This is a genomic window from Fervidibacillus halotolerans, assembly GCF_026547205.1.
In the GTDB taxonomy this organism is placed as follows: Bacteria; Bacillota; Bacilli; order Bacillales; family Caldibacillaceae; genus Fervidibacillus; species Fervidibacillus halotolerans.
The window spans coordinates 2,839,708-2,852,645 of record NZ_CP106877.1 but is presented as its reverse complement, the minus strand read 5'-3'; the positions used below and the strand labels follow the sequence as shown (position 1 = coordinate 2,852,645).

Genomic DNA, 12,938 nt, shown 5'->3' with positions numbered 1-12,938 from the left:
AAACCCCTTCTTCCTTATATAATCATTCCATCTTATTTTTCCTCATTCGACTCATCATCAAAAGGAACCTCAACGAAGTATTTTTTCACGAAGAAAACGACTAAAATACTCATAATGACCAAACTTCCAATACAGCTATAAAAAAACCAGGCAGGAAAACCGAGAATATATTGATATTCCTCTGGACGAGCTGAACCTAAACCATAAGCAAAACCGAACCACCAAAGGAAGTTGAAAATGACGAGGCCCACACCGATTAACACTTCTTTTCTCCCCTGTTTAAAACGGGAGTCATTTGTAAACATCGGATCCTGAACATCTGTATCAATGTTTTCTGTTCTCTTTTTTGTATCCACGTCCATCACTTTCATCTCCTCTTTCAAATCTTTCCTGTTTAAATCAGAACGTAAAAAATCCGTGATAATTCATTAAAAAGAATTAACTTTAATCCCATTAGAGGAAAACGTTGACCTGACAAACTCAGCCAAACGCCACTCTTTCAGATGAAAAAACACTATCTATTCAGTTAAATTTTATCATACAGTTCTATGATTATGTTGAAAAATATTATAGAAGACTATTCATTCGACTAAAAACGATGTGTAAGACAGTATGAACCGAATTCTCTTTTAAATTTTTAGCTCATAAATGATTTGGTGACATCTTTCTTTTGGGGTTTGGTTTGGTCACCAATATTTTACCAAATGAATAGGTGTTTCTTTCTTTATATTTGTCCAAATGTCAAACGATAATTTTGAACGTTCAACACCTATATACATCAAGTAATTGAACTAGATATTGGTCTGCGAAAGTTGAGTTTATATAAAATACAAATTTGAACAACTTTTTCTTTTACCAATTCTATTCATTCATTTTCCTAGTAGAAATCCCATTCCAAAACTAACCATTTGGATTTTTGTTTTAGTCTAATCGACATTTTAACCAACTTTCTTCTTTTTATTTTTTCTTAGTTGCAAATTTCCGAAAATCAATCCTCTAACTCGCAAAAATCGATCAACAATCATCCCTTTTATTAAAAAGTAGAATCGTCTTCACCTTCATGTGTTTTGGATACTAGTACAAAACTTTTTGTAAAATTAGAATAGATGATGTATAAAATTTTGTGTAAAGCATATTGCTAGACCAAAAGAAAAAAGGTAGGGTATTCTCAGATTTGCGACCAAACAAATTGAGAAAGGATGACCCTACCTATGTCTAGTAGTATACCTAACTCTGACTTCGTAAATCAACTAGAAAATTTGATTCGTGAGTTTGTAAAAGAAAAATTAGAGCTCATCATGAAAGAAGAAATCAAAAACTTTTTAGAAGTGGAACAGAAAGAGGTTCATAACTCCAGAAATGGGTATTACACCCGTTCTTTGGATACTAAGTATGGAAAATTGATCAGCTTTATGTTCCACGAGATCGAAATGGGGATTTTCAAACCCAACTATTTGAACCTTATCAACGCCGCGATGGTTGGCTCGAAGAAGCGATTATTAAAATGTACCAAAGTGGGATGAGTACTCGAGAAATCGGTAAATTTATCGAACGAATTCTTGGTTCCAGTTACTCCCCAACCACGATAAGCAATATTACAGATGCGACGATCGAAGACATTCGAAAATGGCAACAACGTCCACTCAATAAGCGTTATTCTGTCCTTTACCTAGATGGCTTATATATAAAAGTCCGTCGTGATACGTATGCGAAGGAAGTCATTTATATCGTCCTTGGAGTCAATGAAGATGGCTACCGAGAAATATTAGGCTTCTATGTTGGAGGTCAAGAAAGCGCTCTTGGATGGCAAGAAATTCTTCAAGATTTATATCAGCGCGGAGTAAAAGAAGTATTACTTGGCGTGTTTGATGGTCTTAATGGCTTAGAAGAAGCTTTTAAATCTGTCTATCCAAAAGCCGATGTACAACGATGTGTCGTACACAAAGTCAGAAATACATTAAATAAAGTCAGAAAGAAAGACCAAATAGAAGTGGCAGAAGATTTAAAGCTTATTTATCGTGCCGCGACAAAAGAAGCTGCGATACAAGCATTTCATGAATTCGAGAAAAAGTGGTCCAAAAAATACGCAAGAGAAGTACAATCATGGGAAAAAGATTTAGACGTTCTACTCACGTTTATGAAATATCCACTAAGCATACGCAGTGTCATATACACGACAAACGCGATCGAAAGAACCATTAAAGACATACGTAGACGACTAAAGACGATGAACAGTCTTTCAAGTATAGAAGCTGCGGAGAAAATCACGTATTTGACCATACAAGACTTTAATGAAAAATGGTCGAATAGAAAATTACGAGGTTTTTCAAACGCCTATCAAGCCCTGCAAGAAATGTTCGAAGAAAGATACTAAAATTTGTAAGTATGTAAAGATATTCGAAGAGGTGTGCGTTTCCCACTAGGAGACTGAATATTCAGTCTCCTAGTGGGAAACAGATAAATGAATTTATTATCAAATAAAGCATAATCTGAGGATACTCTATAGAACCTTACACAAAATTCTTGACGGTACCTTAGAATAAACTCAGAATGTTAAATATTATATAATATATTTTTATATTTTTTTATTTAATATATTGCTAATTATCAGAAATATAGTATACTACATAAATAACAGATTTTTTTATTAACTGAATTTAACAAAAATTCCGAGGTGGCTTCGATGGAAAAAACCCCTATTTTAGAAGTCAAAGATTTGAAAACTTATTTTTATTTAGAAGGAAATAAGGTTGCGAAGGCTGTGGATGGTGTTGATTTTCAAATTTATCCGGGAGAAACCGTTGCCTTAGTTGGAGAATCGGGTAGTGGGAAAAGTATCACGTCTCTTTCCATAATGAAGTTAATCGATAAGCCTGGAAAAATTGAAGGGGGTTCCATCCTATTTTCAGGAACAGATTTAATTTCACTAACGGAAAAACAGATGACAAAAATCCGCGGAAATGATATGGCGATGATTTTTCAAGAACCGATGACCGCATTAAATCCTGTTTTTACAATAGGAAATCAAATCATGGAATCGTTGAGAAAACATCAGAAAATCTCAAAAAAGGAAGCTTACATAAAAGCGGTAGAATTGTTAAAAATCGTCGGATTCCCACGAGCGGAAGAAACGATACGTGAATATCCCCACCAACTATCCGGGGGAATGCGACAAAGGGCAATGATTGCCATTGCTCTTTCTTGTAATCCGAAATTGCTTATTGCCGATGAACCAACCACCGCTTTGGATGCGACCATTCAAGCACAGATCTTAACCCTTCTAGATGAAATGAAAGAAAAATTTCACATGTCCATCTTACTGATTACCCATGATCTTGGGATCGTTGCTGAACATGCGGATCGGGTTATGGTTATGTATGGTGGACAAATTGTGGAAAGTACAAGTGTTGAACGATTGTTTGAAAATCCATTACACCCTTATACGAGAGGACTTTTGGAAAGTTTACCGAGTATCGATCGGGAAGTCGAACGACTCGGGGCAATTAAAGGGATTGTTCCTCCAGCATTTAACTTCCCAAAGGGGTGCCGATTTTCAGACCGATGTCCATATGCGATGGAAGAATGTCATCAGTCTAATCCAAAACTTTTGGAAATCGAAACCAATCATCAGGCACGCTGTTTTCTATACAAAGAATCAGTATAATGCTTGAAATCGCACTGAATCAGGTTGTTAATGCTGCCAAATTTTATTCAAAAGGATCAAAATGATACCAATGATATGTAAATGGAATGTTTTATAAATTGAAACTTCCATTTTTAGAAAAACTGACCAGGATAATCATCTATCGACCTTCCTACCTAATTTCGACATTAAATAAGGAGGCACCACTATTGACAATTACTGAAAAAAAAGTAATACAAGAAACAAATAACGATACAATTTTAGAAGTAAACAATTTAAAAAAATATTTCCCGATTAAAGGAGGCGTGTTGCGGAGAACGGTCGGTCACGTAAAAGCAGTGGATGACGTTTCATTGAAAGTTTTTAGAGGGGAAACGTTAGGGATCGTTGGAGAGTCCGGTTCAGGAAAATCCACATTAGGAAGAGTTATTTTACGTCTTCTAAGTCCAACTGATGGGCAAATATTGTTTGAAAATGAAGACATAACATCAAAATCGAATCGCCAACTACGACCCATCAGAAAAGATATGCAAATTGTTTTCCAAGATCCATATGCTTCACTCAATCCTAGTATGAGCGTTCAAGAATTAATTGAAGAACCGCTGATCGTACAAACAAATTTAGATAAAAATGAGCGAAAAAAGAAAGTAAATGAAATACTAGACAAAGTCGGGCTTCGGACGAGTGATCAACTAAAATATCCACATGAATTTTCTGGCGGACAAAGACAACGGATTAGTATCGCCCGGGCCCTAGTATTAAACCCGAAATTCGTCGTCTGTGATGAACCGGTATCCGCTTTAGACGTATCAATCCAAGCCCAAGTGTTGAATTTAATGGCTGATTTACAAGACGAGTTAAATTTAACGTATCTCTTTATTTCCCACGATTTAAGTGTTGTAAAACATATTAGTGACCGGGTCGCAGTAATGTACTTAGGGAGAATTGCAGAAGTAGCACCGAAGAGAGAAATATACGAAAAACCTCTCCACCCTTATACACAAGCATTACTTTCATCCATTCCAACGGTCGACAAAAACAGCCGAAGGGAAAAAATCATTTTACAAGGAGACTTACCAAGTCCATCCAATCCTCCTTCTGGTTGCCCATTTCGAACGAGGTGTCCGAAGGCATTCGACCTTTGCTCTGAAGTCCGACCGGAATTAAAAGATATGGGAAACAACCATTATGTCGCCTGTCATTTGTACGAATAAAATTTTTCTAATTAAAATTAACTAAACTTTCAAACTTTAAGGGGGTGATGAAAGGGGGAAGGTATACACTGTTTTCACAATTTCAGGGGGGCTTTTTCTATTCATTCCCTCTAAGAATCATGACGGTTTAATATGATTTTTGATCACTAAAAAAATTAAGGGGTGAATCATTTGAAAAAAAGAAAGGCTTGGTTATCTTTTCTAGCATTCCTTTTCATCTTTGGTATTTTAACAGCATGCGGTAACAATGAAGAAGCCGATTCTGATGAACAAAGTGATGAAGGTGAAAGTCAGGAAGAAAGCATCCTCGTCGGTGTGATGGATACTGCACCAACTGGACAATTTAATCCAATCTTTTATGAAGAAGCATATGAAGCAAATATCCTCAGTTTCACGCACGAAAGTCTGCTCACTCAAAACAAAAAATTAGAGTTCGAACCACTTCTTGCTGAATCTTGGGAATTCAATGAAGACCATTCTTCCGTCACCTTTAAACTTCGGCAAGATGTTTACTGGCATGATGGAGAACAATTCACCGCTGATGACGTTGTGTTTACGTATAAATCGATCGCAGACCCAGATTATATTAAAGCTGGAGGGGTACGCACGAGCTATGTTACTAAGTTAGTAGGTTACGAAGAATATAATAGTGGAGAAACAGATGAGTTCCCCGGTGTTGTAGCAGAAGATGATTTTACCGTAACATTTAACTTTAAAGAACCGAATGTTATCGCTTTGGCTGATGCCAGCTTCCCAATTATTCCAGAACACATTTTCAAAGATATACCTGTCATCGATATGCCAAGTGCAGATGAATCATTATTACCGAACAAAGTAATCGGAACGGGTCCTTACAAATTTACTCAAATGATTGAAGGGCAAGAATATCATTTAACGAAAAATGAAAATTATTGGCAAGGAGAACCGCAAATCGAAAAGGTCGTTTGGAAAGTTGTCAACCAAGATATCATTCTATCATTGCTAGAAAAGGGAGAAATTGATTTCGTAGCTGATCCGAACGGTTTCCAAGCAGCAGATTATGACAAGGTAGATTCTATGGATCATGTGAAAATTATCGAACAAATGGATTTTGGATACCAAATTTTAGGGTTTATCCATAATTTCCGCACAGAAGAAGATATGGAAAACGGCGTAATCAATCCAGATAATTTTGTACCAAATGAAAAATTAGCAGATAAACGGGTTCGTCAAGCCATTGCTTATGCAATTAATCGACCTTATTTAATTAAAGGTTTGCTACACGATAGAGGTCAAGTTATCAATTCACCAATCGCCAAACAGTTCGAATATTTTGATGGAGAAAATCCTGAACAATACGAATTTAACCCGGAAAAAGCAAAACAACTCCTTGATGAAGCAGGATATGTAGATACAAATGGGGACGGTTTCCGAGAAGATCCAAATGGCAATGAGTGGGTATTAAATATGGCATATCCGAAAGGAAATGTGATCCGCGAAAAATCCGCCCCGATTATTGAAGAAATGTTAGAAGAAGTCGGAATCAATATTAATCTATTGCAACCGTTAGATATGTCTGCATACGTGGAACAATTGACGAATAATACTGAATGGGATCTTTACTTGCTCGGTTGGAGTTTATCCACAACGGATCCGGATCCGAGCGGACTATGGACTGCTGCTGATGCTTATAACTTCGGGCGTTGGAACAATCCAGAAGCAGATGCACTTGTTCAAAAAGCAATTACACCTCCAAATGCATTTGATAGTGAATTCCGTAAACAAGTATATAGCGATTGGCAAGTGATGTTCCAAGATGATCTACCAGCGCTCATTCTTTACGTCAAAAACACTTTATATGCATACAATACACGGTTGAAAGGTGTAAATCCGTCTCCTGCTTCATTCTTGAACGATGTGCATAAATGGTACCTAGAATCTGAAGAGTAAATTCTAGGAAAAGAGCGTGCCCCTAGTTTGCATGCTCTTTTCCTCATTACAGTACGTCAAGAAGCGTTACAGATATTTATGGAGGGTAAAAATGTACCAATATATCTTTAGACGAATTCTCGTATTCATTCCGATGTTATTTGCTCTAACGATCATTGTTTTTGCATTATTGAAAGCCGCTCCCGGTGATCCATACTCAAAAATTCTCGATCCGGACTTAGATCCGAGCGTCCTCGAAGAAGCGAGGGAAGCTAAAGGGTATAATGACCCCATTCCAGTGCAATATTTCCGATGGTTATCCATGGCAGCTCAAGGAGACTTCGGAGAATCGATTAGATATGTAGGAAGGGACGTTTCTGAGCTCATACTGAGTCGCCTTCCAAATACGCTTTATTTAGGGGTTTTCTCTTTATTTGTCACACTCATTGTTGCTATTCCAATTGGCATTTATTCTGCGAGAAACCCATATTCACCCCTTGACTATTTCGCCACCGGATTCGGATTTTTCGGACTGGCTGTTCCTAACTTCTTTTTTGGGTTGGTCGCTATTTACCTTTTTGCCATTCAATTAGGATGGTTTCCTTCACAAGGATACATTTCCGTTTCCAATTCAGGTGGTTTCGGAGGATTTTTAGACCGGCTTCACCATCTCGTTTTGCCTGGATTAACGTTAGGCCTAGCGAGCACTGCTTCATACATGCGGTACATGCGCTCTGAAGTATTAACCGTTTTAGGAAGTGACTATATCCGTACCGCTAGGGCAAAAGGATTGACGGAAAGAACAGTCCTCTATAAACATACGCTCAGGAATGCGCTCATTCCGATTATTACCCTTTTTGGATTTGAATTTGGGGCTATTGTTAGTGGGGCAGTCATCACGGAAGGTGTTTTTACATTTCCAGGTATTGGCATGCTTTTGCTCGAATCGATCGGGAATCGGGATTATCCGGTAATAATGGCCCTCACTTTAATGTTTGGCTTGTTTATCCTCGTTGGAAACTTAATTGCAGATATTCTATATAGTATCGTCGACCCAAGAATTCGCTACGATTGAGGTGAGATATGATGGAGACAAATGAACAATTATCAGTAAATCCAAACGTACCCGACCAAATTTCAAATAAAGCACAGAAGGGAAAAACACCTTTACAGCTTGCCTTCGGACGCTTTAAAAAAAATAAGGCAGCCATGGTTAGTGTTTTTGTCTTATTATTCATTATTTTGGCCATTATCGCCGCACCTCTTCTTACCGATCATGACCCGGAAAAATCGAATTTATTAATGGTCGAACAAGGTCCTAGCAGTGAACATATCCTCGGTACTGACAGCTCTGGTCGGGATATTTTTGCTCGATTATTATATGGTGGGAGAATTTCGTTAATTATCGGATTTAGCGCCATGATCTTCACTCTTATCATCGGAGTGATTCTTGGTTCCATCGCGGGATACTATGGGGGAAAGATCGATTCGATTATTATGCGTGCAGCCGATATGATGCTGATTTTACCCTTTCTCCTTCTCGTACTAGTTATTGTATCGATTATACCGAAAGTAACGATTAGCATTTTTGTTACCATTATCGCCCTTACTTCATGGCCCTCCTTAACAAGGATTGTACGGGGGACGTTTTTATCCCTCAGGGAACAGGAATTTGTCCTTGGGGCAAAGGCGATCGGGGCTAGTGACTTACGAATAATTTTCAAACATTTTATCCCAAATGCCATCGGACCGATCGTCGTCAATGCAACATTAATGATGGCTTCTTATATTATCGCTGAATCCGCTTTGAGTTTTATCGGTTTTGGAATTCAACAACCTACGCCAACATGGGGGAATATGATTTCTGAGGCACAAAATTTACGGATTTTAGAAAATCAACCTGAGGCATGGATCCCACCGGGTATGGCAATTTTAATAACCGTTCTTTGTATTAATTTCATCGGTGACGGATTACGAGATGCGTTCGATCCGAAGAGTAATAAAAGATAATTCCATTTCGTTTTTTTCATAAACCATAGACCTGCTTTCCAATCCAGTAGGTCTATTTTCTATACATAAGTAATTGGGTGACTATTTTTTCACAATATTTACACAGCGTTTTTGGCAAAAGGAAAATCCTTTGCCTATCATCCCTATTCATCGTTTTAAAGACTCAATAGTTTTTCAAAAGAATCGTTCTCGAGATTTGTTCCAACGTCCAATCAAAAGAACCGCAGGAAGAAACATAAAGGGAATCAACCCAAAAAGAATCGTTTGCATAATCTTATGTTCCTTCTTTTCATCGATTTCAGATGCGACAGCTTCTTGCATTTTCACGACTTTCATATCTTCCTGAGTTAATGAAAATTTGGCAAGGGTTTCATTTGTATTTTCATCGATGATGGTTAAGGTACCATCGTTCGATACTTGAGTTACATACGTATGCTGCTTATTGATGGTGAAAAATAAATCTTCATTGGCGATAAAATGTCCCTCTTCTGTTTCGAAAATCGACCCCTTCTCCACCTTTTTCGTCTCAAAATGATCGAATCCATAATCTAGTAACTGGATTGTATCTGTATAAGGAACATTTTTCAAATTCGTTTTCATCGTGACAGCGATTAATTCCAAGCCGTCCCTTTTTGCCGTTGTCACTAATGTATAACCGGATTCATTAACAAATCCATTTTTCCCGCCAGTAATCCCTTCGTACGGAAACTCTCCTTTTAGCAAGCGATGATGAGTAAGCAAAGTCGTTTCCCAACCTTCCCCTTCCCAATCGTATTCTGTCATTTGAAACAGATTTCGAAATCCTTCATTTTGAAGAGCATAGCGAGTTATTCGCGCCATATCTTCTGCAGTCGTATAATGGGCTTCGTTAAAAAGACCGTGGGGATTCACAAAAAGGGTATGCTCCACTCCAGCTTTTTCTTTTAAAAACATATTTATATTTTTTTCAAAGTCATCCATTGTTCCATCGATATATTCGGCAATGGCATATGCGGCATCATTTCCAGAGTTCATGATCATCCCGATTAACAATTTTTTTATTGGAACTTTTTCCCCTGGAATCAAATATACCTTCGTACCTTCTACATCCGTTGCCTTTTCACTAATCTCAACAATCTCATCCATTTCAGTATTGTCCAAGGCATAAATAGCCGTTGCAACTTTTGTGATACTTGCCGGATACATCGTTTTTTGTTCATTTTTCCCGAACAGTACTTGTCCAGATTTAGCATCCATTAATACGGCCGTTTCACTTTCAATATGAACAGTATTTTCATTTGCTGTGACCGTCAAGTAATTTTTTACAGTTTTCGATAAATAACTTTTTACACTTTCCGATAATTAAGATTTTACAGTTTTAGTTAAATATAGTTGAACGATATTTCATACGATAGCTGTCACCATTTAAATGAATGATCTCTGCTCTATGTAAGATTCTATCTAATAATGCAGTAGTGATAGCCGGATCGCCTAATAATTCGCCCCATTCTTTTGGTGCTTTATTTGAAGTCAAAATAATCGATGCGTTGTTATATAAATCATTAATTAAATGAAAAAATAAATTCGCTTCATTTTGATTAATGGCCATAAACATTAAATCATCGATGATTACTAAATCCGCTTTGCGGATTCTTTTTAATTTTGTCTGCGATTTTCTCGATATTTCTTCTGTCTTTAATGTCTGAATCAGTTCACCCATTGTAATAAACATGACCTTATAACCTTGGTAAAGGGCTTCAAGGCCTAATCCTACCGCCAGATGGGTTTTACCAACACCTGGCGGTCCTAAAAAAATGATGTTATACATTTGTTCCAGCCAGATCATTTCTTTTAACTGGTTCATATGTTTTTTACTCAGTGATTGTTGTTCTTTCAAATCGAATTCATCTAGCGTTTTATGAAATGGAAAAGCCGCCCATTTTAAACGCTTTTCCAATTGTTTTTCCTCTCGACGTTTCTTTTCGTATTCTAAAAGGTGCGTAAGAAACGTTAAATAGGAACATTCACTTTCTTCTGCTTCTTTCACGATAACAGGGAGCTGTTCTGCACTTTCTTTTAAGCGAAGAGATCTTAGTAATTCTTGTGATTTTGCTAATGAGCTTGGATTCATTGTCTCCCCTCCAGTACCGCAATATATTCGCCTATATCACGTATTTGAGTGTTCGTTTCATAAAGAAAATGACTATGATGATCAAGTAAATTTATTTTGCGACTTGATCGCTCTTTCTCATCAGATGCAGATGGATGAAGTCCTTTTAAATATTTGATCATATCGGCAAAATCTGTTGCACAATATAACCCCCTATTGATGCACTCCGTCAATGCTTGATCAATGAATGATTGGTCTTCGCTTTTTATATTTCTTAAGATGATTTGTAACTGATCCCGTATATATCTCGGCTTTTCTTTTCGAATGGTATTTAAATACACGTTTGCCTGTTCCTGATCACTGAAATAGCTCGATACATGCTTAATAAATTCATCAATGCCTTTGCTTCGATCACGTCTGTGTTGCGAGTCTTGAATGAGTTTCCCTTTCTCGTGACAGATTTTATGTTTGGCAATCAACGGTCCGTCCGCTTTTTCATAGATAAATAAATAACCCTTAGATTCTGTTACATAAACTTCTTTTTGTTTGTTATAAGTTCCGAGAGGAACGGAATAGCGGTTGGATTTATAGCGAATCGTGTTGTCCTTACGCACAACTCTTGTTATACTTGAGTAAGGACTGGATATATTGATTTTTTTCGTGAGCGGTCGTAAGTATTTCTTTTCTTCCTGAAATACTTCGACCGGTCTTTTTTTAGTTGTATTGTGGATTTTGTAGTTCGCTGTACGATTCAACCAGTCCCAACCTGCTTCGTTCCACTGATCGATATTGATAAAAATGCGATGTTTGGCAAAATTATTTTTGATATAGCCAACCACATTTTCAATTTTCCCCTTACTTTCAGGGTCTCCTTTTCTACAAACTCTGACCTTTAAACCTCTTTCCCTTCGATAGGCTTCAAATTCTCCCGTTAGGATCAAATCCCCTCCATTTTCACTGACCAGGATCAAAGAATCTTGATCATATACAACTTCTCGAGGAATCCCTTCAAACCATTCGAAGGCATTTTCATGACACCGTATGACATCTCTTGTGGTGAAGGGTCGATCCAACCATTCTTTATATTTATATCTTGAGTTCGAAAGAACGAATGCGATAAAGTAAAGTTTCACTTTTTTACCTTCTGGTGTTTCTTGGACCGTTTGTCCAAAATCAACCTGTACTTGTTCGCCCATTGGCAGGTCTGGAATTGCTTCGTATTCCCTGGGATTATTTTCCTTCGGAATCTCATACATAATCCTCAATTGTCGGACATAATTCCTCACAGTCGACTCAGATACATTAAGATCCGGGTATCTTTCTTTCAACCAATCTTCAACTTGTGCTGCAGTCATATCCGGATGTTCTTTTAACCAATTTAAAATGAGTTCTTTGTAAGGATCTAATTTTTTCTTTCTTGTTTTTGTTGAATCAATCCAATCCAGCATTTCTTTCGGTTCAAAGCTCAAATACTTGTATAACGTGGGACGAGAAATCCCGAGTTTTTTAGCAGTTTGGGATTTACTAAACCCGAGTTCTAATAGTTGATTAATTTTCGTGTACATATCGAATTTACACACCTTTCAAACACTCCCCACTACCATTTGAACTTTCAAACTATAGAAATAGTAACAGTAATGGGGAAATATTTTAATAGATTTTATTCAGAAAGTGTAAATTCTTATTTATCGAAAACTGTCAATTATAGTTTATCGGTTACATTTGCCCAAACTTTTAATGGAGAGATTATACATAAGATAATCACTGCAAACAATTGGAGCAAACGAGTCATTGTATTGATTTCCATCTTTTCCCTTCCTTACGTTACCTTTAGATTACATAATAATCAACGGAGTCGTTTCCTTTTAAAAAACAAATTTCGACAATTTTCTCAAGGAAATGATTATCACTTTCCATAGTCGGGTTTTTATTTTACTAAAAAATGATGCTGGAAAAATAACAACCATCTTTCATTTTTGTAACAAATACGAAAGGAAACAACATTCCACAACTTAGGTCTTTTTTCCTATTTTCGACATTTATAGACATTATCTTGAAATTTTTGCCAATTTTT

General features: G+C 37.0%; 9 protein-coding genes and 1 pseudogene. 6 read left to right on the top strand and 4 right to left on the bottom strand.

Going from position 1 to position 12,938, the window contains the following annotated elements; genetic code table 11:
* Positions 1 to 32 precede the first annotated feature (32 nt).
* Positions 33 to 305 (bottom strand): YhdT family protein, encoded by a 273-nt coding sequence (locus OE105_RS13470; protein WP_275422207.1) that lies wholly within the window; start codon positions 303 to 305, stop codon positions 33 to 35.
* Positions 306 to 1,211: 906 nt separating this feature from the next.
* On the opposite strand from OE105_RS13470, the pseudogene OE105_RS13465 reads away from it, so the two are divergent.
* The 6 genes and pseudogenes from OE105_RS13465 to opp4C all read left to right on the top strand — a co-directional run bounded on the left by OE105_RS13465 (position 1,212) and on the right by opp4C (position 8,775).
* Positions 1,212 to 2,374, top strand: a pseudogene (locus OE105_RS13465) (IS256 family transposase).
* Positions 2,375 to 2,683: 309 nt separating this feature from the next.
* On the top strand, positions 2,684 to 3,664 hold the full coding sequence (locus tag OE105_RS13460) for an ABC transporter ATP-binding protein (protein ID WP_275420645.1): 981 nt from the start codon (positions 2,684 to 2,686) through the stop codon (positions 3,662 to 3,664).
* A gap of 188 nt (positions 3,665 to 3,852) precedes the next feature.
* The gene (locus tag OE105_RS13455; RefSeq protein WP_275420644.1) at positions 3,853 to 4,857 is read left to right on the top strand and encodes an ABC transporter ATP-binding protein; all 1,005 of its coding nucleotides are present in this window, start codon (positions 3,853 to 3,855) and stop codon (positions 4,855 to 4,857) included.
* 171 nt (positions 4,858 to 5,028) lie between these two features.
* Positions 5,029 to 6,786 (top strand): peptide-binding protein, encoded by a 1,758-nt coding sequence (locus OE105_RS13450; RefSeq protein WP_275420643.1) that lies wholly within the window; start codon positions 5,029 to 5,031, stop codon positions 6,784 to 6,786.
* Positions 6,787 to 6,877: 91 nt separating this feature from the next.
* Complete coding sequence (locus tag OE105_RS13445; protein WP_275420642.1) at positions 6,878 to 7,840, top strand: ABC transporter permease; 963 nt, start codon at positions 6,878 to 6,880, stop codon at positions 7,838 to 7,840.
* 11 nt (positions 7,841 to 7,851) lie between these two features.
* On the top strand, positions 7,852 to 8,775 hold the full coding sequence (opp4C, locus tag OE105_RS13440) for an oligopeptide ABC transporter permease (protein WP_275422206.1): 924 nt from the start codon (positions 7,852 to 7,854) through the stop codon (positions 8,773 to 8,775).
* A gap of 174 nt (positions 8,776 to 8,949) precedes the next feature.
* Here opp4C and OE105_RS13435 read toward each other — a convergent pair whose 3' ends face one another.
* The 3 genes from OE105_RS13435 to istA all read right to left on the bottom strand — a co-directional run bounded on the left by OE105_RS13435 (position 8,950) and on the right by istA (position 12,429).
* Entirely contained in the window at positions 8,950 to 10,068 is a 1,119-nt protein-coding gene (locus tag OE105_RS13435) for a D-alanyl-D-alanine carboxypeptidase family protein (protein ID WP_275420641.1), read from the bottom strand.
* A gap of 64 nt (positions 10,069 to 10,132) precedes the next feature.
* Positions 10,133 to 10,885 (bottom strand): IS21-like element helper ATPase IstB, encoded by a 753-nt coding sequence (gene istB / locus OE105_RS13430; protein ID WP_275420640.1) that lies wholly within the window; start codon positions 10,883 to 10,885, stop codon positions 10,133 to 10,135.
* Complete coding sequence (istA, locus tag OE105_RS13425) at positions 10,882 to 12,429, bottom strand: IS21 family transposase (RefSeq protein ID WP_420842607.1); 1,548 nt, start codon at positions 12,427 to 12,429, stop codon at positions 10,882 to 10,884. The genes istB and istA overlap by 4 nt, the downstream gene beginning before the upstream one ends.
* Positions 12,430 to 12,938: the final 509 nt, after the last annotated feature.

Coding starts and splice junctions, on each gene's coding strand:
- istB (WP_275420640.1), bottom strand. CDS start 10,885: ATGAATCCAAGCTCATTAGCAAAATCACAAGAATTACTAAGATCTCTT.
- OE105_RS13470 (WP_275422207.1), bottom strand. CDS start 305: ATGTTTACAAATGACTCCCGTTTTAAACAGGGGAGAAAAGAAGTGTTA.
- OE105_RS13445 (WP_275420642.1), top strand. CDS start 6,878: ATGTACCAATATATCTTTAGACGAATTCTCGTATTCATTCCGATGTTA.
- opp4C (WP_275422206.1), top strand. CDS start 7,852: ATGGAGACAAATGAACAATTATCAGTAAATCCAAACGTACCCGACCAA.
- istA (WP_420842607.1), bottom strand. CDS start 12,429: ATGTACACGAAAATTAATCAACTATTAGAACTCGGGTTTAGTAAATCC.
- OE105_RS13460 (WP_275420645.1), top strand. CDS start 2,684: ATGGAAAAAACCCCTATTTTAGAAGTCAAAGATTTGAAAACTTATTTT.